The following is a 19117-nucleotide window of genomic DNA, read 5'->3' on the forward strand; positions in this document are numbered from 1 at the left end:
TGCAGCGCCTGGACGGCCCGGTGCGCGGCAATGGCAAGATCATCCAGGAGCTGGAAGGCAGCTTCCGCGGCGCCGGCTGGAACGTGCTCAAGCTCGTCTGGGGCAGCTACTGGGACCCGCTGCTGGCGCGCGACGCCGACGGCACGCTCAAGAAGCTGATGATGGAAACCGTCGACGGCGAGTACCAGAACTGCAAGGCCTTCGGCGGCGCCTACACCCGCGAGCACTTCTTCGGGAAGTACGAAACGACCAAGCGGATGGTTTCCAACCTGAGCGACCAGGACATCGCCCGCCTCAATCGCGGCGGCCATGACCCGCACAAGGTGTACGCGGCCTACGACCGCGCGGTGAAGCACACCGGCCAGCCCACCGTCATTTTGGCCAAGACGGTGAAGGGTTACGGCATGGGCAGCTGGGGCGAATCGCTCAACCCCACGCACCAGACCAAGAAGCTCGACGACGCGGCCGTGAAGGCCTTCCGCGACCGCTTCCAGATTCCGGTGAGCGACGACAAGCTGCCGGAAGTGCCGTTCTACCACCCGGGCGAGAAGTCGCCGGAAGTGGAATACATGCGCTCGCGCCGCGAGAAGCTGGGCGGCTTCCTGCCGCAGCGCCGCCGCACCACCAGCAAGAAGCTGGAAGCGCCGAAGCTCGAGGTGTTCGAGCGCCTGCTCAAGAGCACCGGTGATCGCGAGAACTCCACCACCATGAGCTTCGTGCAGGCACTGAACATCGTGCTGCGCGACAAGCAGGTGGGCCCGCTGTGCGTGCCCATCGTGGCCGACGAGGCGCGCACCTTCGGCATGGAAGGCCTGTTCCGCCAGATCGGCATCTACGCGCCGCAGGGCCAGAAGTACAAGCCCGTCGACGCCGACCAGCTGATGTACTACCGCGAGGACAAGGCCGGCCAGGTGCTGGAAGAGGGCATCACCGAAGCGGGCGCCTTCAGCAGCTGGATGGCGGCGGCGACGAGCTATTCCTCGTCCGACCAGCCCATGCTGCCCTTCTACATCTACTACAGCATGTTCGGCATGCAGCGCATCGGCGACAGCGCCTGGCAGGCGGCCGACATGCGCGCGCGCGGCTTCCTGCTGGGCGCCACCGCCGGCCGCACCACGCTCAACGGCGAAGGCCTGCAGCATGAAGACGGCCACAGCCACCTGCTGGCCGGCGCCATCCCGAACTGCAAGGCCTACGACCCCACCTTCGGCTTCGAAGTGGCGGTGATCCTGCAGCACGGCATGAAGCGCATGCTCGAGGACCAGGTGGACGAGTACTACTACCTGACCCTGATGAACGAGAACTACGCCCACCCGGACATGCCGGAAGGCGCTGCCGAGGGCATCCTCAAGGGCATGTACCTCCTGCAGTCCACGCTCCCCTCTCCCGCGGGCGGGAGAGGGGCCGGGGGAGAGGGCAAGAAGCCAAAGGCTTCGCCCCTGCACGTCCAGCTCCTGGGCTCCGGCACCATCCTGCGCGAATGCATCGCCGCGGCCGAACTGCTGGACAAGGACTTCGGCGTGAGCGCCGACATCTGGAGCTGCCCCAGCTTCACCGAGCTGCGCCGCGAGGGCTTCGACGCCGAGCGCTGGAACCGCCTGCACCCGGAAGACAAGCCGCGCACCCCGTACGTCACCGCCTGCCTGGAGGGCCGCCAGGGCCCGGCCATCGCCGCCACCGACTACGTGCGCGCCTTCGCCGACCAGATCCGCGCCTTCGTGCCGATGAAGTACACCGTGCTGGGTACGGATGGCTTCGGCCGTTCGGACACCCGTGCGAACCTGCGTCGCTTCTTCGAGGTTGACCGGTACTACATCGCCCATGCGGCGATTGCCGCTCTGGCTGCCGAGGGCAAGATGAACGCGAAAGATGTGGCGCGGGCGATCAAGCAGTACAAGATTGATCCGGAGAAGGCGAATCCGATTGGGGTGTGAGCGAGGCAAGAGGGCGGTCACTCAATGCTGCGTCGTATCCTGATTGCACTCATGGTGGTCTCGTCGCCCGGGGCAGGGGCGACGATGATGCGTGTCAACGAGTTCGATGCGGCGCGATTCGATTACTGCGAGTCGCGCCAAGTGAACCTGGATCTCCTGGCCCGGGTCGAGGCGCAAGTCGAACGGAACCGGCCCGGGATCAGGGAAATGGACAGGGGCACTGTTGCGCTGATCCGCGAGGCTAACGCCCTCGCAGAGGGCTTGCCGGATCAGGTTGCCTGCCGCGAAGTCTTCAAGTCCGGTCGCGACCTCTTCCGGGAAACCCTGGGTGCCATGTCCGTATCCGTCAGGCGCTCTTATCCCTTCGAGCGAACCGATGACGAGGCGATCAGGGGCGCTCGACTGGATTTGCTGGACCAGTGGATACGAGACGAAGCTGCCCGCCGGACGTTGGGCGCCCTGCCGGACGATCCACAAGACTTGTCCGTCCGCTGGGCCAGGGCGCAAGCCAATGCCCGGATCAAGATCGAGGCTGTCGACTCGACGACCGTGGTGGACCTGGTCTATGAGGACTTTGGGCTGCCCGAACCAGCCGCACTCGGGACAAGATCCGCGTGGCAGGCCAACCAGCTTGCCGAGCGCTATGGTGTACCTGTGTCCTACTTCGGGTCGGATAGCCGGCGGCGGCCTGAGCTTCGCTGATCCGGCGCGACACACCCGCTTGGCTGTGACGGCCCGGCCACATCCTTCTTGGCGTTCAAGCGCTGGCCAGCGCCATTGGCTGGCTCGCTCGGACTAGTTCTCCTATCGGCCAGAAGCAGTCGTCAGCGATAGCGTCGCTCTCGTGGGGCTTGCCCCTTGGTCCTACCTGCTTAGGCTACGTCTGGTGTGCCGGTCAGGACTTCATTGAGATGGGAGTGGAGCTCAAGCCCGAGCGGGTAGCTAACAAGCAACGCCTCATCTGCAGACCGAGATTTGAACACGCGGATCGACAAGTCCTCAGGCTTAACCTCCAAAAACCTCCTGGCCGGCTCGGTCGCGGCCCCACTTTCATCAACAACTCGGAATCTATAGATCGCATACTGACCAGAAAGAATCATCTCTGTTGGACCGTCTACAGGCGCAAGCTTGAAATCGTTGGAGGGGAATACGTGCACGTTTAACCACGGGAGATCCTTTTCCCCTCTATTGATGACAGTCATGAAAAGATCGGGATGCTTTGTAACCCCGTCGCTCATGCAACGCCGCCACCAGTGCGCTACGACTTCAATCTTAGGCGTGTGAGCAAGTGGTAGAACCTTGTTGGCAAGGTGCAGGGCGATACCGAGTAAGACAAGAATCCACCCCGTCGTTACTGCGCTCGCCTCCATAAAGGAGATGACGGCCATGTCGATCTGCAAATGGTTGGCCACAAGCGCATAGAGGATCGGCTGCCACCAAGGGGCAGAAAGAAGGGCCAATCCGGCAAGCAAAAGGCTGTTGGCAGCACGCGCCAGATGATGCCCCAGCCATACTTTCAGGATCTCAAGCACTGGTTCGGCTAGTTTCTTCATCATATGGTTATGGGCGTCGAACGCGCGGTTGGGTGCCGGTGCCCTGCACCAGCTCGTTGCCAACGCCATCAAGACGCTGAATCAATTCGAGTGCATCGGCTGAAACTGAATCCATTGCCGCGATGTACTCAGGTATGCGTTCTCCGCGCGAAAGGTAACGGGTCGCCTCCTGGTCGAAGTCGTGAACCAACCAGTTTCGCTTGTCCTTGAATGCCTTAACCTTCTCCATCAAGTCGTTTGGCAGTGGTGCTGTTTTTTCGATGGCATTTACGAGATGCCCCATGGCTTGAGACAGATGCTTCTCTAGCATAGCCTCAGCGTCCTCGAAGCTCGCGTTCAAGTGGACTCGTGAGTATGTCGCGTAATAGCCAGCGAGTGCGAATTGCACCTTCTGCCCGAGCATCATGGCGAGCCCAGTCTTTTCGCAAAGCTCTATAAAACCGTCAGGTTGCGGAGGAATATCCATAGCGCGGCCCCACCCGTCTTTGCGGACGCTGTTATCCTGCGATACATCGAACCGGATCTACAGCGTTAATTATTCAGTCCGGTAACTCAGTTGCAGCTTAGGAGCGGCTTGCCGGGTACATATCCTGTGCCGATCTCGATGCTCAGCCCCAATGATCCTGACCTGAGTATGGAACGTATAGCCAGGCAAGGGGGCGATGGCGGAGGATGTCCGCTTCGGGTCGTAAGCGGGCACATGTGCCTCAGTCGTTGGGAATTCGCGACTGGCTACGCCATTCCCTTGGCGTAACTCCGCACGCTGCACTAAATGCCCGCGACAGCGCCGCCGCACTCCCGTATCCAACCTGCTGCGCGATCCGGTCCATGCTCTCGCCACGCAGCAAAGCCTGCTGTGCCAATGTGATCCGATACAGCGCCAGGTAAGCCGCGGGTGTCTCGCCGACGATCTGAGAAAAAACCTCAGCGAACCGGCTTCGTGACATACCCGCCCTTGCCGCCAGGGTTTCTAACGTCCACCCCGTCGCCGGCTCGTCGTGCATCGCTACGATGGCCTTGGCCAGCTGCGGGTGCCCCAGTCCAGCCAGCGGCCCGTCGGTGATGTGGCCGCTGTCGAGCAGATGCCGCAGCAGCAAGGCCACGATGGCGTCGAACAGGCGGTCCACCACCACCTGGCGGCCGCAGCGCTGGGCGAAGGCCTCGTCGAACAGCAGGTCCAGCACGGGCGCGGCGCCGGGCAGGGCGGCCAGGGGCAGGCAGACGAAGCGCGGCAGTGAACGCGCGATGGGGTGGTGGGCGTCGCTGCGTGCGGCGGCCGCGCCGCCGCTGCTGAAGGCCAGGTTGGCGCAGGCCATGTCGGCGCCCACGTGCGCGTCGCTCACGAAGCGGTGCGCCAGCGGGCGCGGGTAGAACAGCAGGCTGGGTTCCCGCACCTGCACCACTTCGCCGGCGTGGTGCACGTCCAGCGGGCCGCGGCGCACCAGGTGCAATTGCCCCATTCCGTTGTCGGCGAAGTCGTTGATGCCGCACAGCGGGCCGCTGTGGAACAGGCGGGCGCTCACGCTGAAGCGGCTCAGCAAGCCCTGCAGGCGGTCCACGGCCATTTCGGACGCTCCATCAAGTAAGCGGGACGAATCGTCACCAAGAAGCCGAGCCTAGGCCCGATCCTGTGTCGGCGCAATCGGCGCGACCCTTTCGGAGAAACCCCATGTCCCGCGTTCCCCTGCACACCGCCAGCACCGCCCCCGCCGCCAGCCAGCCGCTGCTGGCGCAGGTCCAGGGCGCGTTCGGCGCCACCCCGAACATGTTCCGCGCCGTGGCCAATTCACCGGCCGCGCTGCAGCTGATGTGGGCCGGCTTCGGCGCGCTCGGCGGCGGTTCGCTGCCGGCGAAGCTGGGCGAGCAGGTGGCCGTGGCCATCGCCGACCGCAACCGCTGCGAATACTGCCTGGCCGCGCACACCGCCCTGGGCCGCAAGGCCGGCGCCAGCGCCAGCGAAATGGCCGAGGCCCAGGCCGGCCGCAGCGCCGACCCGCAAACCGCCGCCGCGCTCGCCTTCGCGCTGAAGGTGGTGGAGCACCGCGCCGCCGTCACCGCCGCCGACGTGCAGGAACTGCGCAACGCCGGCTTCAGCGACGAAGCCGTCGTGGAGCTGCTGGCCCACGTGGCGCTGAACCTGTTCACCAACTACATCAACGTGGCCCTGGCCGTGCCGGTGGATTTCCCGAAGGTGGCGCTGCGGCAGGCGGCGTAACGCCGTGGCCTGCCCAGGGGAGTGCCCACATCCCCCGGGGTGGAGCTACTACGGCGGCGGCCCGCCTGTGGCCAGGAAACTGTTTCCGCCCGGTTGGCTTCGGCCAATCGGGCGGCGGCGGAAATATAACTACTTGCATAGTATCTAAAGATAAGGATACTCGGCCATGAAGAAGCTGAACTGGGTCGGCATGTCGCTGGCACCGCTCCGCGACATCCGCAAGGCGAAGGATCGCTACAAACTGATTCCGTGACACCCAGGGCAGGAGTGCCATGAGCGCAAGGGAAAAGAAGATCACCTCGTCGAGCGGCAATGTCTTCCTTGACCTCGGTTTCGACGAGGCCGAGTCTCAGGTCATGGCCCTGCGTGCCGACCTGATGGCGCAGCTGGCCAGGCAGATCAAGTCGCGCCGCCTCACCCAGGTCGAGGCCGCCGAACTCCTGGGCGTGAGCCAGAGCCGCGTGTCCGACCTGGCCCGGGGCAAGTTTGAGAAGTTCAGCCTGGACATGCTGGTGCAGTTCGCAGCGAGGCTGGGCAAGCCTGCCCGGATCCAGTTGGCCAAGTAAGCGCTTCGTCGCGCTCCGAATTCCGGGAGTAGCATGGGGATCAGTCCACCCGGCGTTGGAACTCCCATGAACCTCGGCAACTTCTCCCTCAGCCTCGCGGTGAAGGACATCGCCGCCTCGCGCGCCTTCTACGAGGCGCTGGGCTTCACCGCATTCCACGACCAGGCGCACCACGGCTGGCTCATCATGAAGAACGGCGATACCGTGATCGGCCTGTTCCAGGGCATGTTCGAGAAGAACATGCTGTGCTTCAACCCGGGCTGGGACAACAATGGCCAGAACGTGGACCCCTTCACCGACGTGCGCGAGCTGCAGCGCCAGCTCAAGGCCCGCGGCATCACGCCGGTGAACGAAGTGGACGAAACCACCACCGGCCCCGGCCACTTCATCGTCGTCGACCCGGACGGCAACCCGGTGCTGGTGGACCAGCACCGCTGAGAAGCTTCCACCTGCCGCCTTTCGCCTCCTTTCCCGTGGGGGTCTGTGAGGGCGCTCATGCCTCATGCTGGAGAATGGGAGATGGCAGCAGTTCCGAAGAAGGTTTCTGAACGACTGGTCCAGGGAATCCGCAGGTTTCAGCCAGTGCTTGCGGCGGCGAGGAGTCGCGATGTCGGGGAGGCCGACACGGTCACGATCATCAAGGATGTGCTGGCTGAGGTGTTCGGCTACGACAAGTACACCGATGTGACCTCGGAGTATTCGATCCGGGGGACCTATTGCGACCTAGCGATCAAAATCGACGGGCAATTGCAGACCCTGATCGAGGTGAAAGCTATTGGCCTTGACCTGAAGGATGCGCACGTAAAGCAGGCAATTGACTACGCTGCCAACCAAGGTGTCGATTGGGTTCTGCTTACCAACGGCATCGTCTGGAGGGTATATCACCTCATCTTCGCCAAGCCGATAGACCAGGAGTTGGTCCTCGAAATTGACTTCTGCAAACTCAATCCGCGAAGCCAGAAAGATATTGAGCTCCTGTACCTGTGGTGCAAGGAAGGCTGGCAGCGGTCGTTGCTTGGTGAGTACCACAGTCAACGGCAGGCGCTTTCAAGGTTCTTTGTTGCCGCCGTGATCCAGTCTGATCAGGTGCTCGACGTCATAAGGCGTGAGCTTCGACGCGTATCTCCGGACGTGAAGATTGACACTGACGAGCTTGGCGATGTCCTCAAGAATGAAGTCATGAAGCGCGAAGTGGTCGAAGGCGAGAAGGCGGATGAGGCCAGGAAGAGGATCGCAAAGAGCGCAAACAAGGCGCTCAGGGCGAAAGCGTCAAAGTCAGGCGGCGATGGGGTCAGCGCCTCGGACGCCGCGGGCTAGGAATATCGACGACCTAACCTACAAATGATTTCTGGCCCCAGTTCGCGGTGTATTTCTGTTTCGGCGGCATCCACCCATTGAGAGGCTGGGGCGGTTCCATTGGAGCCGCCCCATGCCGCCAAAAGCCAGGGAAATCATTGATTTACTTCGCCGCGACGGCTGGGTTCAGGTCGGCCAGAAGGGCAGTCATCGTCAATTCCGGCACCCCAGCAAACCCGGCCGCGTGACAGTCAATGGCCATCTCGGCGACGATTTGCAGCACGACCTGCACAAGAGCATCCTTCGCCAGGCCGGACTCAGGAAATGACTGCCATGCGCTACGCCATCGTCATCGAGAAGTCGGACAACAACTACGGCGCCTGGGTGCCGGACTTGCCGGGTTGCGTCGCCACGGCCAAGACCGTAGAAGGCGTGCAGAAGCGGATCCAGGAAGCCATCGAGATGCATCTGGCCGGCATGCGTGAAGATGGCGACCCCATTCCGCCGCCGACGTCGCAGGTCCACTACGTGGACGTCGCTGCCTGATGCAGGTGGGTTAACCGAAATCCGAAAACTGGCACACTCGCCGCATCCCCGTCCCGGAGATCGCCGATGCGCCTGCTGCCGCTGTGCCTGCTGTTGTTGCTGTCTGCCTGTGCCTCCACGCCGCCCGCGGAGCCCGTGGCCGCTGCGCCGGCGCCAAAGCACGAAATAGCCCAGCCCAGCGAACATACCGGCACCCTCAACGGCGCACCCTGGCGGCTCGACGTGCCGGCGAACTGGAACGGTGAACTGGTGGTGTATTTCCACGGCTACGCGCCGCAGGAGCAGCCCATTCCCGAAGTGATGCCGCGCAATGGCTACGAGGGCTGGCTGTTCGAGCGCGGCTTCGCGGTGGCGCAGTCGGAATACTCCGCGCGCGGCTGGTCGGTGGCCGAGGCCCTGGCCGACACCGAAGCCATGCGCCAGCACGTGGTGGGCCTGCTGGGCCAGCCCAGGCGCACCTGGGCCATGGGCCATTCCATGGGCGGCCACCTGGTGCTGGGCACCCTGGAAGCCCACGGCCAGGCCTACGACGGCGGCCTGGCCCTGTGCGGCGCCAATGCCCCGGCCGAGGAGCTGTTCAACGGCCCCGTGCTGGGCGCCCTGGCGGTGTTCGCGCAGCGGCACCCGGGCGTGCTCGCGCCGGGTGGCCTGTTCGACGCCGGCGCGCCGCGCTGGCCCGACGCCGAAAAGATCGAAGCCGCGCTGCAGTCCGACGAAGCCTTCGCCGCCCGCTTCGGCCAGGCCTTCGGCATTCCTCGCGAAGGCATGGCCGGCGGCCTGATGCTGCGCTTCGCCGTGCTGCACGAACTGGCCGAGCGCGCCGGCGGCATCCCGGTGGACAACACGAAAGTGACCTACGCCGGTTTCGCCGACGATGCCGCGCTCAACGCCGGCGTGCGCCGCTACGCCGGCAACCCGGCCGCCATGGCCTACGCCAACGCCCGCCTGAAACTCACGGGCAACACCGAGCGCCCCGTGGTGCTGCGTGCGAACGAAACCGACGAGGTCATCCCGTCGCAAACCTCGTCGCGTTACCAGGACCTGGCCCGCAACGCCGGCCGCGGCGAGCGCGTGTTCGAACTGCCGCCCGTGGGCAACGGCCACTGCCGCTTCCCGCCGGAGGCCGAAGCCGAAGCCCTGGCCGCGCTGCGCGCGTGGGTCATCGAGGGGCGGCACCCGGCGCAGCCGCGCTGACCCGGGCCATGGCCACCAGCAAAAGCCTCGCCGAAATCTGCGGCCTCGACTGCGCCGCGCCACTTTCCGCCGAAGACCTGCACCGCGCCTGCTTCTGCCTGGCGGTGGATCCGGCCCGCCTGCACGCGCAGCTCGACGCCGTGCTGGCGGCGCAGGGCCGCGCCGCGGCGCCGCTGGCACAGACGCATCCGCACCTGTTCGCGGCGTTGCCGGTGTTCGTGCCGGCGGCGGCGGTGCGGGCCATGTCACGCGTGGTCGAGGCTGTTGAAGCGGTGGTCGCCACCGCGGCTTACCGCAACGCCGTGCTCGCCCGCGCGCCCGACGCCGCGGCCTTCGACCCCGGCTCGCCCGGCGGCCTGCTGGGCTTCGACTTCCACCTGGGGCCCGACGGCCCGCGTCTGATCGAAATCAACACCAACCCCGGCGGCGTGCTCATCAACGCGCTGCTGGTGGAGGCGCAGCAGCTGTGCATGCCCGGCCTCACCGCGCCCGCCGTGGGCGCGCCCGACGTGGGCGAGGCGGCCGTGCAGGTGTTGCTCGACGAATGGGACGCGCAGTCGCCCGCCGGCCGCCACGGCCTGCTGGCCATCGTCGACGAGGCCCCCACGCAGCAGTACCTCTACCCGGAATTCGTGCTCTTTCGCGACCGCCTGTTCGCGAAGGGCATCGACACGGTGATCTGCGACCCGTCCGAACTGGAATACCGCGACGCCGCGCTTCGCTACAAAGGCCGCCGCGTCGGCTTCGTCTACAACCGCTGCACCGATTTCGCGCTGGCCACCCCGGCCACCGCCGCGCTGCGCGCCGCCTTCCTGGAACGCGCCGTGGGCCTTAGCCCGCATCCCTTCAGCCACGCGCTGTACGCCGACAAGCGCAACCTGGCGCTGCTGGGCGATGGCGACTTCCTCGCCCGCTGTGGCGTGGACGCGGAAACCGCCCACGCGCTCGAGCAGGGCATCCCGCGAACCGAAGTGTTGACCGACGAAAACCGCGACGCACTCTGGCAGCGCCGCAAGCAGCTCTTCTTCAAACCCGCCGGCGGTTTCGGCAGCCGCGCCAGCTACCGCGGCGACAAGCTCACCCACAAGACCTGGCAGCAGATGGCTGGCACCGACTACGTGGCCCAGGCCGTGGTGCCGCCCAGCCAGCGCCATCTCAGCGCGGGCGACGAGCCGCTGAAGGTGGACATCCGCGCCTACGCCTACCGCGGCCGTTCGCTGTTGTTCGCGGCCCGCACCTGGCAGGGCCAGACCACCAACTTCCGCACGCCCGGCGGCGGCTTCGCGCCGGTGCTCACCTTGCTGGAAGAGGCCCGCGTGCCGGCGTAAGCCGGCGCCCGCCGGGCTCAGCAGCGCCCGTACCAGTCGCCATGCGCGATATGCGCGTCGGCGGCTTCGCGGGGAATCTGCAGCGTCTTCTTGCCCTTGTGGCAGACGAACACGGTGTCGCCGCCGGCATTCTCGGCCATATGGCGGTGGCGCACGTGGCCGCAGGCGGCCACGGCCAGCACCAGCAGCAGCGCGGTGAAGATCTTCATGGAACCACTCCTCGCGTGGATGGAGCCCCTGTTCCATTGCGGCCCACGCTAGTCCCCGCGCCGGCCCCGCGCAAGCACCGCGTGTTTGACCGCCCACGCGCGCGGCCGTCATCCTGAGCCGCGAACGAACCCCGCCGGCCCGGCGTCGGGTCGCCAGGGGAACACTGCATGGACCGTCGCCACTTCCTCGCCGCCGGTGCGGCGGCCACCGCGTCCACGCTGCTGCCGGCAGCGGCCGAGGCGGCCGCCTCGGACGCGTTGTTCCAGGACGTGAACTTCCTCTCCGACGGCCAGGCGCTGACGCCGCGCGAATACGCCGCGCTGCTCGACAAGGCCGTGCAGGCCGGCAACTTCGCGCCCGACTACTACTCCCGCGGCGGCGCCATCGAAGCGCTGGAAGCCACCTTCGCCGCACGCCTGGGCAAGCAGGCCGCCATTTTCCTGCCCACCGGCACGCTGGCCAACCAGCTGGCCGTGCGCACGCTGGCCGGCCACAACCACCGCGTGCTGGTGCAGGCCGAAAGCCATCTCTACAACGACAGCGGCGACGCCGCGCAGGCGCTCAGCGGCCTCACCCTTTTGCCGCTGGCGCCGGGCCGCGCCGCGTTCACGCTCGACGAAGCGAAGGAATGGGCCGAACGCACCGCCGGCGGCCGCGTGGAAAGCCGCATCGGCGTGCTCAGCGTCGAAAGCCCCGTGCGCCGCCGCCAGCATGAGTTCGTGCCCTTCGACGAACTGGTGCGCCTGAGCGAATGGGCGAAGTCGCAGGGCATCCGCCGTCACCTCGACGGCGCGCGCCTGTTCAACCTGCCGCAGCACACGGGCCGTTCGGTGAATGAGTACGCCGCGCTGTTCGACACCGTGTACGTGTCGCTGTGGAAACACTTCAACGGCGCCAGCGGCGCCATCCTGGCCGGCGACGCCCGCGTCATCGACGGCCTGTACCACGCACGCCGCCAGTTCGGCGGCGGCCTGCCTTACGCCTGGCCGCTGGTGGCCGGCGTCGAAGGTTTCCTGCACGACTACGAGGCGCAGTACGCCCGCGCCTGGGAAGCCGCCGACCAGGTCATCGCCACGCTCGAGGCCAGCGGCCGCTTCACGGCGCGCAAACTGGAAAACGGCACCAGCCTGTTCCTGCTGCAGGCCAGGGGCATCGCCCCGGCCGCGCTGGCCGAGCGCGCGCAAAAACACGGCGTGCTGCTGCCGCGCCTGCCCGACGAGGCCAGCGAGATCCCGCTGCAGGTGAACACCTCGCTGCTGCGCAAGCCGCCGGACGCCATCGCCCGCGCCTTCCTGGGCCCGTAAGGCGCGCTGTCGGCGATAGCGCCACGCCATGCAATCGCGGTGCCAACCGGCATCGTCACGGCAGGAATTACACGCCCGTGTAAGAGCAACCACGCCCCCCGGAAATGTGATCGTCTGCCGCCTGCGCGCGCCCGCGTTGGAACAGACTGCATCCTCCGGAGGTCGCTGCCATGGCCCATTCCCCCGTCCTGCTGATCGTCGACGACGACGTCGGCTTCGTGCGGGCCGCCGCCGAGATCGCGCGCGCCCTGGGCTTCGAAGTGGTCATCGCCGGCAGTCTCGGCCAGGCGCGCCAGCGCCTGCGCGAATACGCTTTCGACGTGGCGCTGGTGGACCTTTCCCTGCCCGACGGCAGCGGGCTCGAGCTGCTCGAGCACCTCGACCTCGGCGGCCGCACCCAGGTGATCCTGATCACCGGCCACCCCACGGTGGAATCGGCGCTCAAGGCCATGCACCTGCCCATCGTCGACTACGTGGTGAAGCCGATGCAGGTGGCGAAGTTCCGCCAGCTGCTGCAAACCGCCGCCGCCCGCCAGCCCGCCACCGAAGCGCCGCCCACCGAACCCTGGCACGGCATCGCCGGGCCGTCGCCGGCCATGGACGCGCTGCGCCGGCAGGTGCGCCGCGTGGCGCCCACCGACGCCTCGGTGTTCATCGAAGGCGAAAGCGGCGTGGGCAAGGAGCTGGTGGCCGCCGCCATCCACGCCGAGAGTGGGCGCCCGGGCCCGTTCGTGGCCTGCAACTGCGGCGCCTTGCCGCCGGACCTGCTCAGCAGCCAGCTGTTCGGGCACGAGCGCGGCAGCTTCACCGGCGCCAACGCGCGCCACGTGGGCCTGTTCGAGCAGGCGCAGGGCGGCACGCTGTTCCAGGACGAGATCGGCGAAATGCCCGCGCACCTGCAGGTGCACCTGCTGCGCGCGCTGGAAACGCGGCACATCCGCCGCGTCGGCGGCGCCGAGGACATCCACCTCGACGTGCGCATCGTCTCGGCCACCAACCGCCCGCACGCCGACGCCATCGGCAGTGGCCGTCTGCGCGAGGACCTGTACTACCGCCTGGCCGAATTCCCCATGGCGGTGCCGCCGCTGCGCGACCGGCCCATGGACATCCTGCCCATCGCCCAGCTCTTCCTCGACCGCCTCAACCGCCGCTGCGGCACCGCGCGCGTGCTCACCCGCGAAGGCGCCGACCGGCTGCGCCGCTACCGCTGGCCGGGAAACATCCGCGAACTCAAGAACATCATCCAGCGCGCCTACATCCTGGCCGACGGCGACCTGGTGACGCCCGGCCTGCCGGTGGAAGACCCGGGCCCGTCGGCAGAAACCGCCAGCTCCATCACCTTCGTGGTGGGCACGCCGCTGCACGAAATCGAGCGCCGCATGCTGTTCAAGACCCTGGCCTATTTCGACAACAACAAGGCCAAGGCCGCGCAGGTGCTCGGCATCGCCACCAAGACGCTCTACAACCGCCTCAACAGCTACCAGGCCGGGCCCGCCGGCCCGCCGGCGCTGGGCGGCGACGAGGAAGCCGAAGCCGCCGGCCTCGGCGAAACAGGGGAAAACCATGGAGACCACGCCTGAGCTGGCGCGCCTGTTCCCGGCCACGGTGCGCACCTGGCTGGCGGCCCGCGGCTGCGACGACGCCCGCTGGGTGCCCGCCAACGGCAGCCTGCCGCCGGAAGACGGGCAGCCCTGCGAAGACTTCCCGATGGACCTGCCGGCCAGCCCGCTGCGCTGGCTGGTGCTGCGCCTGCACTTCCACGAGGGCGGCGGGCTCGGCGCCGAAGACCGCGCCGCGCTCGCGGCCTACCTCGCGGCGCTGGCGCCGTTCCTCACGAGCCGCGCGCCGGCCCAGCGCGACCCCTGGGTGACGCTGTCGCGCGAAACGCTGCTGGTGGTGGAGCACCAGGTTCGCAACTTCCTCAATTCGCTGCTGATGAACGCCGCGGTGCTCAGCCTGCATACGGGCCACGAGGGCCGCGACCCGGTGCTTGAGCAGATCGAACTCGACGGCCAGCGCTGCCTCGACGTGGTGAGGCAACTGCTGCATCCCCCGGGCTGAGCGCGCGGCATCAGTGGCCCCGCCGGCGCCGGTCGAGCTGCAGCGGCCGGCTGTCGAAGCGCTGCAGCCGGCCGAAGTCGGGGTGGCGCGGGTTCACCAGCAGGTTGAATTCGCCGGGGCAGGTGGGGCTGGGCACCTGCAGCAGCAGCGATTCGGCGTGCGTGGCCCAGTGCATCACCTGGCGGCGCAGCCGCGCCTGCGCCAGCGCGTCGTCGTGGCCCGGGCCGGCGTCCACGCTGCGCAGCAGGTGCGGCGCGAAGGCCAGGCGGGCCAGGCAGCGCGGCTCGTCTTCGCCGAAGCCGTGCAGGGTGAGGCAGTCGAGCAGCGCCAGCGCCGGGCTGGCGGCCAGCAGCAGCGCCGGCGTGTCGGTGGGCAGCCAGCGCTCCTGGCCGCGGGTACGCCATTCGGCCATGGGTTGGCGGGCCATGGAGGCGCGCAGCACCACGAAGGCGGGCACCAGTTCCAGGTCGAGCTGGGCGGTCAGGTCGTCGTCGGCGTGCGCGGCGGCTTCCAGCGCGGCGTCCAGGCCCTCGGGCAGCGCGGTGTCGTCGGACAGGTAGGCCCAGGCGGCCATCACCAGCCGCCGCGCCTGCGGCCAGGGCAGGCGCGAGAGCGGGGCCAGGTCGGCCCACTGCAGTTCCAGCTCCCATTCCACGCTCGGGTCGAAGGCGCCGCCGTAGGCCGCGTGGGAGAGGCAGGCCAGGGCGTAGGCCGGCGCGGCGTCGGCCCACGTCACCGACGGGTCGTCGAGCTGCCGGTGGTGCCACTGCGCGAAGGCCGGGAAGCCGGAAGGTATGCGCGCCATCGCCTGGTGGGGCAGGAACTTCGCCACGAAATCCGATTCCACCGACAGCACGTCCTGCATGGCGCGGCGCAATCCTTCCGGTCCGGGCGCCACCGGCGGGGGGGAGGGGGCGTCGACGGGCATCTCGAGCTTGAGCATGTGGTTCTCCAGGGGGCGAGGGCCTTCCCGAAGCACTGCACGAACCTTGCCAAGCCCGGAACCGCGACAATTCAGGGCCGCGCGCCCGGCCCGGCGGGTAATTCCTGCAAGCGCCGCGTCGGAATTGCCCGCAACGGGGCGTTGCGGGCATGGCCCCGCGAATCGCGCGACACTGCGCGCATGTTCGAACACACCTATGCCGCGCTGCCGGCCGGATTCCACGCCGCCGTGGCGCCCACCCCCGTGAAGGCGCCGCGCCTGCTGGCCTGGAACGACGCGCTGGCCGACGAGCTCGGGCTCGATGCCACGCTGGCTGCGCGCGCCGCGGAATTCTTCTCCGGCAACGTGCTTCCCGAAGGCGCACGGCCCATCGCGCTGGCCTACGCCGGCCACCAGTTCGGCCATTTCGTGCCGCAGCTGGGCGACGGCCGCGCCATCCTGCTGGGCGAAGTGCGCGACCCACGCGGGCGGCGCTTCGACGTGCAGCTCAAGGGTGCCGGCCCCACGCCGTTCTCGCGCCGCGGCGACGGCCGCGCCGCCATCGGCCCGGTGCTGCGCGAATTCCTGGTGAGCGAAGCCATGCACGCGCTGGGCATTCCCACCACGCGTTCGCTGGCGGCCGTGGCCACTGGCGAAGTGGTGGTGCGCGACGAGATCCTGCCCGGCGCCGTGCTCACCCGCGTGGCCGCCAGCCACGTGCGCGTGGGCACCTTCCAGTTCTTCGCCGCGCAGGGCGACGACGCCTCGGTGGCGCGGCTGCTCGACTACGTCATCGCCCGCCACTACCCGCACCTGCGCGAGGCGCCGAACCGCCCGCTGGCGCTGCTGCAGGCCGTGGCCGAGGCGCAGGCGCGGCTGGTGGCGGCGTGGATGCACGTGGGTTTCATCCACGGCGTCATGAACACCGACAACGCGGCCGTCTCGGGCGAAACCATCGACTACGGCCCCTGCGCCTTCCTCGACGAATACCACCCGGGCAAGGCCTTCAGCGCCATCGACCGCCAGGGCCGCTACGCCTTCGGCAACCAGCCGCCGATCGCGCAGTGGAACCTGGCGCGGCTGGCCGAATGCCTGCTGCCGCTGTTCCCCGGCGACCCCGACGTGGCACTGGCCGATGCGCGCGCCGCCATCGAAGGTTTCGCAGACGTGTACCGCGCGCACTGGCTCGCAGGCATGCGCCGCAAGCTGGGCCTGGCCACGGAGCACGAAGGCGACGAGGCGCTGGCCCAGGCCTTCCTGGAAGCGCTGCAGGCGGTGGAGGCCGATTACACGCTGTCGTTCCGCGCGCTGTTGGCGGCGGCCGAGGGTGACGCGCCCACGGCGCTGCCGAAGTCGCCGGCGATGGACGCCTGGCTGGCGCGCTGGCGCGAGCGCCTGGCGCGCGAAGCAACGCCACCGGCCGAACGCCTCGCGCTGATGCGTGCCGCCAACCCGGCGGTCATTCCGCGCAACCACCTGGTCGAAGCCGCGCTTGCCGCGGCCGCGGAAGGCAACCTGACCCCGTTCCTGGACCTGCTGGCGGCGGTGCGGCGGCCGTTCGACGACGGCCCCGCGCAGGCGCCGTTCATGGCCCCGCCCGAACCCGCCGAGCGCGTGCGCAACACCTTCTGCGGCACCTGAGCCCCCCGGCGTATCCCGGAATTCGCGATTCGCGCGGCCGGATTGCCGGCGGCCTTGCGGCTCTGCCAGAGTCGGCCGCTGGAAGGTCACCCGGGGGAGCGGGCATGGATGAGATGAAGCAGGGAGCGGCACCGGCCGCCCCGGTGCAGGTGGGCGGCAAGACGCTGGCGGCGGAAGAAGCGGCACGCATCGTGCGCAGCTCGGCCTCGTGGTTCTGGTGGGTGGCGGGCCTGTCGCTGGCGAACTCTATCGCCACGATGACCGATGCCGGCTACGGCATGGTGCTGGGCCTGGGCATCACGCAGCTGGTGGACGCGCTGTTCTTCTACGGCGTCGATGGCGCCTTCGAGGCGCCTTCGGCCGCCGGCCGCGTGTTCCATGCGGCGGCGGTGCTGTCGCTGGCGGGCCTGTTCGTCGGCTTCGGCTTCCTGTCCCGTCGCTTCGTGGCCTGGGCCTTCGGCGCCGGCATGGCGGTGTACGCCGCCGACGCCCTGCTGTTCGTGCTGGCCGGCGACTGGGTCGGCGTGGGCTTCCACGCCTTCGTGCTGTTCATGCTCTGGGGCGGCTTCAGCACCCTGCGGGCGATGCGCGCGCAGGGCGTGGTGCCGGTGGCGGCCGCCTAGCGCCGGGTCTTCTTCCAGTCGTCGGTGAGCAGGCCGGCGTAGCCCCAGTCGGCCTCGTCGATTTCCTGGATGACGATGTGGATGTGCTCCGGGTGCTTGCCCAGGCGCGCCACCAGCGAGTCGGTGATGTCCTTCACCAGGCCCGCCTTCTGTTCGCGGCTGGCGCCGCGGGTGATCTGCACGTTGACGTAGGGCATCAGCGCACCACCAGCACGGGCACCGTGCTCTGCGACAGCACCTTGTTGGCCACCGAGCCCAGCAGCACGCTGCTCAGCGCGGTGCGGCCGTGCGAACCCATGATGACCAGGTCGAACTTGCCGGCCTTGGCGGCCTTGGTGATGCTGTCGGCCGGGTCGCCCACGGTGGCCTTTTCCTCGAAGGCCACGCCGGCGCGCTTGAGCACCGCGCGCGAGGGCTTGAGCGCGAGGTTGCTGTTGCCCTCGTGGTACTTGCGGGTGGCGTCGAGGCCCAGCTCCGCGGCCACGCGGCGCATCAGCGGCGCGTCCGAATGCATCAGCACCAGGGTGGGCGGCGCGGCCATGGCCTTGGCCATCTGCGCGGCCAGCTTCGTGGCCGCCTGCGCCGCCTTGCTGCCGTCCACCGCGAGCAGGATCTTCATGGGGTCGCCTCCGTCGGGAATGGGAATGCCCGAAGCTTACGCCTACTGGCCCGACAGGCGCTTGCCGAAAGAAAGTGCATAAGCGAGCGAACGCATCTTCAGCACCGGGTCGGCGGAGGGCGCCACGCCGGCGGACAGCACGTTCGGGTCGAAGTTGATGGCGTCGCAGGCGCGCGCCTCGTCGCCCTGCGGGGCGCGGAGCGAGAGCGTGCCGGCGGTCACTTCGCGGTGCGGGCCGGTCCATTCGCGCGAGGGGTCGTCGAGCGCGTCGCCTTCGTTGGCCAGGGTCAGCACCAGGTCCCACTGCACCGGGCCCTTGGCCAGCCGCTCGGCAAGGCGCGCTTGCAGGAAATCCTTGGGCGCGTTGGCCAGCTCGGCCTCGTCCAGGCGCTTCACGCCGTCGCGCGGTTCCAGACGGAAACGCAGCGGCTGCGCCTGGCCCACGGCGTTGGTGAACACGAAGGTGTGCACGCTGAAGTAGGGCGTGGTGGCGTAGCTCCAGGGCGGGTTGTTGGCGGCCAGCCAGGCGGGCTGGTTCGCGGTTTCCGGGAAGCGCGCGCGCACTTCGGCCTGCTTCGCCGGGTCGGGTTTTCCGGTGGCGGGGTCGGGCAGGTTGGCGCGCAGCGCGGCCAGGAAACCTTCCGGCGTGGCGGCGCCGAACACCGGCGCGCTCAGCAGCGCCATGCGGTGCGCCGCGCCGCCGGGCAGCTGGAAGTCCAGGCCCAGGCCGCGGGCGTTGCGGCCGGCGTCGGGCGCGGCCGGGTTGCCGCCGCCGATGGAAAAGCGCCCGCGCACCGCGTGCGTGCCGCCGTCGAACAGCGGCGAGCTGCTCAGCGCGCGCGCCGCCGGCGTGGCGGTGAATTCGCCCACCGCGCAGAAACCCTTGGCGTGGCCGCGGCGCTGGCCCTTGTGCACGCCCGAGAGCGCTTCGAAGGTGGCGATCAGGTCCTGCGCGGTCTGCGCCGGGTTGGCGGGCGGCGCGGCGGCGGCCGGCAGGGCCAGGCTGGCGGCGAGGGCAGTGGCGAGCAGGGACAGGCGCATGGGCGGGCTCCGGTGGGGAAGACAGGCTGGCCCAAGACCCCGTCGCGCGGCGTGAAGTTCCCGC

The 19117-nt window shown here is 68.3% G+C and carries 23 protein-coding genes; 15 read left to right on the forward strand and 8 right to left on the reverse strand.

The features are described from left to right. A partial coding sequence (aceE, locus tag ACE3Q2_RS06505; RefSeq protein WP_374473451.1) for a pyruvate dehydrogenase (acetyl-transferring), homodimeric type occupies positions 1–1934 on the forward strand: 1934 nt, incomplete at its 5' end. A gap of 24 nt (positions 1935–1958) precedes the next feature. Further along, positions 1959–2636, forward strand: a complete 678-nt coding sequence (locus tag ACE3Q2_RS06510) for a hypothetical protein (RefSeq protein ID WP_374473452.1) — start codon at positions 1959–1961, stop codon at positions 2634–2636. 170 nt (positions 2637–2806) lie between these two features. Here ACE3Q2_RS06510 and ACE3Q2_RS06515 read toward each other — a convergent pair whose 3' ends face one another. The 3 genes from ACE3Q2_RS06515 to ACE3Q2_RS06525 form a co-directional block, all read right to left on the reverse strand. Continuing rightward, positions 2807–3487 carry a hypothetical protein gene (locus tag ACE3Q2_RS06515; protein WP_374473453.1) on the reverse strand — a complete coding sequence of 227 codons (681 nt, stop codon included), beginning with the start codon at positions 3485–3487 and terminating at the stop codon, positions 2807–2809. A 7-nt stretch (positions 3488–3494) separates the two neighbouring features. Further along, positions 3495–3827 (reverse strand): hypothetical protein, encoded by a 333-nt coding sequence (locus ACE3Q2_RS06520; RefSeq protein WP_374473454.1) that lies wholly within the window; start codon positions 3825–3827, stop codon positions 3495–3497. Between the two features lie 367 nt (positions 3828–4194). Continuing rightward, positions 4195–5052, reverse strand: coding sequence for a cupin domain-containing protein (locus ACE3Q2_RS06525; protein WP_374473455.1), 858 nt, complete (start codon positions 5050–5052; stop codon positions 4195–4197). Between the two features lie 104 nt (positions 5053–5156). Here ACE3Q2_RS06525 and ACE3Q2_RS06530 point away from each other — a divergent pair, with 104 nt between their 5' ends. The 8 genes from ACE3Q2_RS06530 (at position 5157) to ACE3Q2_RS06565 (ending at position 10632) form a co-directional block, all read left to right on the forward strand. Next, the gene (locus ACE3Q2_RS06530; RefSeq protein WP_374473456.1) at positions 5157–5702 is read left to right on the forward strand and encodes a carboxymuconolactone decarboxylase family protein; all 546 of its coding nucleotides are present in this window, start codon (positions 5157–5159) and stop codon (positions 5700–5702) included. Positions 5703–5974: 272 nt separating this feature from the next. After that, a complete protein-coding gene (locus tag ACE3Q2_RS06535) occupies positions 5975–6268 on the forward strand; it encodes a helix-turn-helix domain-containing protein (RefSeq protein ID WP_374473457.1) in 294 nt (97 codons plus the stop codon). Between the two features lie 66 nt (positions 6269–6334). Next, positions 6335–6706, forward strand: a complete 372-nt coding sequence (locus tag ACE3Q2_RS06540; RefSeq protein ID WP_231698288.1) for a VOC family protein — start codon at positions 6335–6337, stop codon at positions 6704–6706. 81 nt (positions 6707–6787) lie between these two features. Then, entirely contained in the window at positions 6788–7585 is a 798-nt protein-coding gene (locus tag ACE3Q2_RS06545) for a hypothetical protein (RefSeq protein ID WP_374473458.1), read from the forward strand. 112 nt (positions 7586–7697) lie between these two features. Further along, on the forward strand, positions 7698–7892 hold the full coding sequence (locus tag ACE3Q2_RS06550) for a type II toxin-antitoxin system HicA family toxin (protein ID WP_374473459.1): 195 nt from the start codon (positions 7698–7700) through the stop codon (positions 7890–7892). 5 nt (positions 7893–7897) lie between these two features. Further along, positions 7898–8110 carry a type II toxin-antitoxin system HicB family antitoxin gene (locus ACE3Q2_RS06555; RefSeq protein WP_374473460.1) on the forward strand — a complete coding sequence of 71 codons (213 nt, stop codon included), beginning with the start codon at positions 7898–7900 and terminating at the stop codon, positions 8108–8110. A 66-nt stretch (positions 8111–8176) separates the two neighbouring features. Next, entirely contained in the window at positions 8177–9304 is a 1128-nt protein-coding gene (locus tag ACE3Q2_RS06560) for a hypothetical protein (protein WP_374473461.1), read from the forward strand. A gap of 8 nt (positions 9305–9312) precedes the next feature. Continuing rightward, positions 9313–10632 (forward strand): hypothetical protein, encoded by a 1320-nt coding sequence (locus ACE3Q2_RS06565; protein ID WP_374473462.1) that lies wholly within the window; start codon positions 9313–9315, stop codon positions 10630–10632. A 17-nt stretch (positions 10633–10649) separates the two neighbouring features. Here ACE3Q2_RS06565 and ACE3Q2_RS06570 read toward each other — a convergent pair whose 3' ends face one another. Continuing rightward, positions 10650–10841 carry a hypothetical protein gene (locus ACE3Q2_RS06570; protein ID WP_374473463.1) on the reverse strand — a complete coding sequence of 64 codons (192 nt, stop codon included), beginning with the start codon at positions 10839–10841 and terminating at the stop codon, positions 10650–10652. Between the two features lie 168 nt (positions 10842–11009). On the opposite strand from ACE3Q2_RS06570, the gene ACE3Q2_RS06575 reads away from it, so the two are divergent. The 3 genes from ACE3Q2_RS06575 (at position 11010) to ACE3Q2_RS06585 (ending at position 14207) form a co-directional block, all read left to right on the forward strand. Then, complete coding sequence (locus ACE3Q2_RS06575; RefSeq protein WP_374473464.1) at positions 11010–12146, forward strand: low specificity L-threonine aldolase; 1137 nt, start codon at positions 11010–11012, stop codon at positions 12144–12146. Between the two features lie 170 nt (positions 12147–12316). Continuing rightward, positions 12317–13726 carry a sigma-54-dependent transcriptional regulator gene (locus tag ACE3Q2_RS06580; protein ID WP_374473465.1) on the forward strand — a complete coding sequence of 470 codons (1410 nt, stop codon included), beginning with the start codon at positions 12317–12319 and terminating at the stop codon, positions 13724–13726. Beyond that, complete coding sequence (locus tag ACE3Q2_RS06585; RefSeq protein WP_374473466.1) at positions 13710–14207, forward strand: hypothetical protein; 498 nt, start codon at positions 13710–13712, stop codon at positions 14205–14207. Before ACE3Q2_RS06580 ends, ACE3Q2_RS06585 begins: the two co-directional genes overlap by 17 nt. 10 nt (positions 14208–14217) lie before the next feature. On the opposite strand, the gene ACE3Q2_RS06590 is transcribed toward ACE3Q2_RS06585, so the two are convergent. Beyond that, complete coding sequence (locus ACE3Q2_RS06590) at positions 14218–15150, reverse strand: RES domain-containing protein (RefSeq protein WP_374473467.1); 933 nt, start codon at positions 15148–15150, stop codon at positions 14218–14220. Between the two features lie 180 nt (positions 15151–15330). On the opposite strand from ACE3Q2_RS06590, the gene ACE3Q2_RS06595 reads away from it, so the two are divergent. Both ACE3Q2_RS06595 and ACE3Q2_RS06600 read left to right on the forward strand, forming a co-directional pair. Then, the gene (locus ACE3Q2_RS06595) at positions 15331–16770 is read left to right on the forward strand and encodes a YdiU family protein (protein ID WP_374473468.1); all 1440 of its coding nucleotides are present in this window, start codon (positions 15331–15333) and stop codon (positions 16768–16770) included. 104 nt (positions 16771–16874) lie between these two features. Next, a complete protein-coding gene (locus ACE3Q2_RS06600) occupies positions 16875–17393 on the forward strand; it encodes a hypothetical protein (protein ID WP_374473469.1) in 519 nt (172 codons plus the stop codon). Here the strand turns inward: ACE3Q2_RS06600 and ACE3Q2_RS06605 are convergent. Genes ACE3Q2_RS06605 through ACE3Q2_RS06615 form a run of 3 tightly spaced genes read right to left on the reverse strand, consistent with a single transcriptional unit; the run spans position 17390 to position 19053 of the window. Continuing rightward, positions 17390–17590 (reverse strand): 4-oxalocrotonate tautomerase family protein, encoded by a 201-nt coding sequence (locus ACE3Q2_RS06605; RefSeq protein WP_231698275.1) that lies wholly within the window; start codon positions 17588–17590, stop codon positions 17390–17392. The two genes, ACE3Q2_RS06600 and ACE3Q2_RS06605, sit on opposite strands and share 4 nt — an antisense overlap. Beyond that, on the reverse strand, positions 17590–18012 hold the full coding sequence (locus ACE3Q2_RS06610; RefSeq protein WP_231698274.1) for a universal stress protein: 423 nt from the start codon (positions 18010–18012) through the stop codon (positions 17590–17592). Before ACE3Q2_RS06610 ends, ACE3Q2_RS06605 begins: the two co-directional genes overlap by 1 nt. A 42-nt stretch (positions 18013–18054) precedes the next feature. Continuing rightward, the gene (locus tag ACE3Q2_RS06615) at positions 18055–19053 is read right to left on the reverse strand and encodes a catalase family peroxidase (protein WP_374473470.1); all 999 of its coding nucleotides are present in this window, start codon (positions 19051–19053) and stop codon (positions 18055–18057) included. Positions 19054–19117 lie beyond the last annotated feature (64 nt).

The organism is Arenimonas sp. (genome assembly GCF_041913985.1).
In the GTDB taxonomy this organism is placed as follows: domain Bacteria; phylum Pseudomonadota; class Gammaproteobacteria; order Xanthomonadales; family Xanthomonadaceae; genus Arenimonas.

Bases quoted from the DNA above. Each gene is read 5' to 3' on its own strand.
- ACE3Q2_RS06555 (WP_374473460.1), top strand. From the start codon at position 7,898: ATGCGCTACGCCATCGTCATCGAGAAGTCGGACAACAACTACGGCGCC.
- ACE3Q2_RS06515 (WP_374473453.1), bottom strand. From the start codon at position 3,487: ATGAAGAAACTAGCCGAACCAGTGCTTGAGATCCTGAAAGTATGGCTG.
- ACE3Q2_RS06510 (WP_374473452.1), top strand. From the start codon at position 1,959: ATGCTGCGTCGTATCCTGATTGCACTCATGGTGGTCTCGTCGCCCGGG.
- ACE3Q2_RS06545 (WP_374473458.1), top strand. From the start codon at position 6,788: ATGGCAGCAGTTCCGAAGAAGGTTTCTGAACGACTGGTCCAGGGAATC.
- ACE3Q2_RS06600 (WP_374473469.1), top strand. From the start codon at position 16,875: ATGGATGAGATGAAGCAGGGAGCGGCACCGGCCGCCCCGGTGCAGGTG.
- ACE3Q2_RS06590 (WP_374473467.1), bottom strand. From the start codon at position 15,150: ATGCTCAAGCTCGAGATGCCCGTCGACGCCCCCTCCCCCCCGCCGGTG.
- ACE3Q2_RS06565 (WP_374473462.1), top strand. From the start codon at position 9,313: ATGGCCACCAGCAAAAGCCTCGCCGAAATCTGCGGCCTCGACTGCGCC.
- ACE3Q2_RS06535 (WP_374473457.1), top strand. From the start codon at position 5,975: ATGAGCGCAAGGGAAAAGAAGATCACCTCGTCGAGCGGCAATGTCTTC.
- ACE3Q2_RS06560 (WP_374473461.1), top strand. From the start codon at position 8,177: ATGCGCCTGCTGCCGCTGTGCCTGCTGTTGTTGCTGTCTGCCTGTGCC.
- ACE3Q2_RS06525 (WP_374473455.1), bottom strand. From the start codon at position 5,052: ATGGCCGTGGACCGCCTGCAGGGCTTGCTGAGCCGCTTCAGCGTGAGC.
- ACE3Q2_RS06575 (WP_374473464.1), top strand. From the start codon at position 11,010: ATGGACCGTCGCCACTTCCTCGCCGCCGGTGCGGCGGCCACCGCGTCC.
- ACE3Q2_RS06570 (WP_374473463.1), bottom strand. From the start codon at position 10,841: ATGAAGATCTTCACCGCGCTGCTGCTGGTGCTGGCCGTGGCCGCCTGC.
- ACE3Q2_RS06540 (WP_231698288.1), top strand. From the start codon at position 6,335: ATGAACCTCGGCAACTTCTCCCTCAGCCTCGCGGTGAAGGACATCGCC.
- ACE3Q2_RS06585 (WP_374473466.1), top strand. From the start codon at position 13,710: ATGGAGACCACGCCTGAGCTGGCGCGCCTGTTCCCGGCCACGGTGCGC.
- ACE3Q2_RS06615 (WP_374473470.1), bottom strand. From the start codon at position 19,053: ATGCGCCTGTCCCTGCTCGCCACTGCCCTCGCCGCCAGCCTGGCCCTG.
- ACE3Q2_RS06595 (WP_374473468.1), top strand. From the start codon at position 15,331: ATGTTCGAACACACCTATGCCGCGCTGCCGGCCGGATTCCACGCCGCC.
- ACE3Q2_RS06530 (WP_374473456.1), top strand. From the start codon at position 5,157: ATGTCCCGCGTTCCCCTGCACACCGCCAGCACCGCCCCCGCCGCCAGC.
- ACE3Q2_RS06550 (WP_374473459.1), top strand. From the start codon at position 7,698: ATGCCGCCAAAAGCCAGGGAAATCATTGATTTACTTCGCCGCGACGGC.
- ACE3Q2_RS06610 (WP_231698274.1), bottom strand. From the start codon at position 18,012: ATGAAGATCCTGCTCGCGGTGGACGGCAGCAAGGCGGCGCAGGCGGCC.
- ACE3Q2_RS06605 (WP_231698275.1), bottom strand. From the start codon at position 17,590: ATGCCCTACGTCAACGTGCAGATCACCCGCGGCGCCAGCCGCGAACAG.
- ACE3Q2_RS06580 (WP_374473465.1), top strand. From the start codon at position 12,317: ATGGCCCATTCCCCCGTCCTGCTGATCGTCGACGACGACGTCGGCTTC.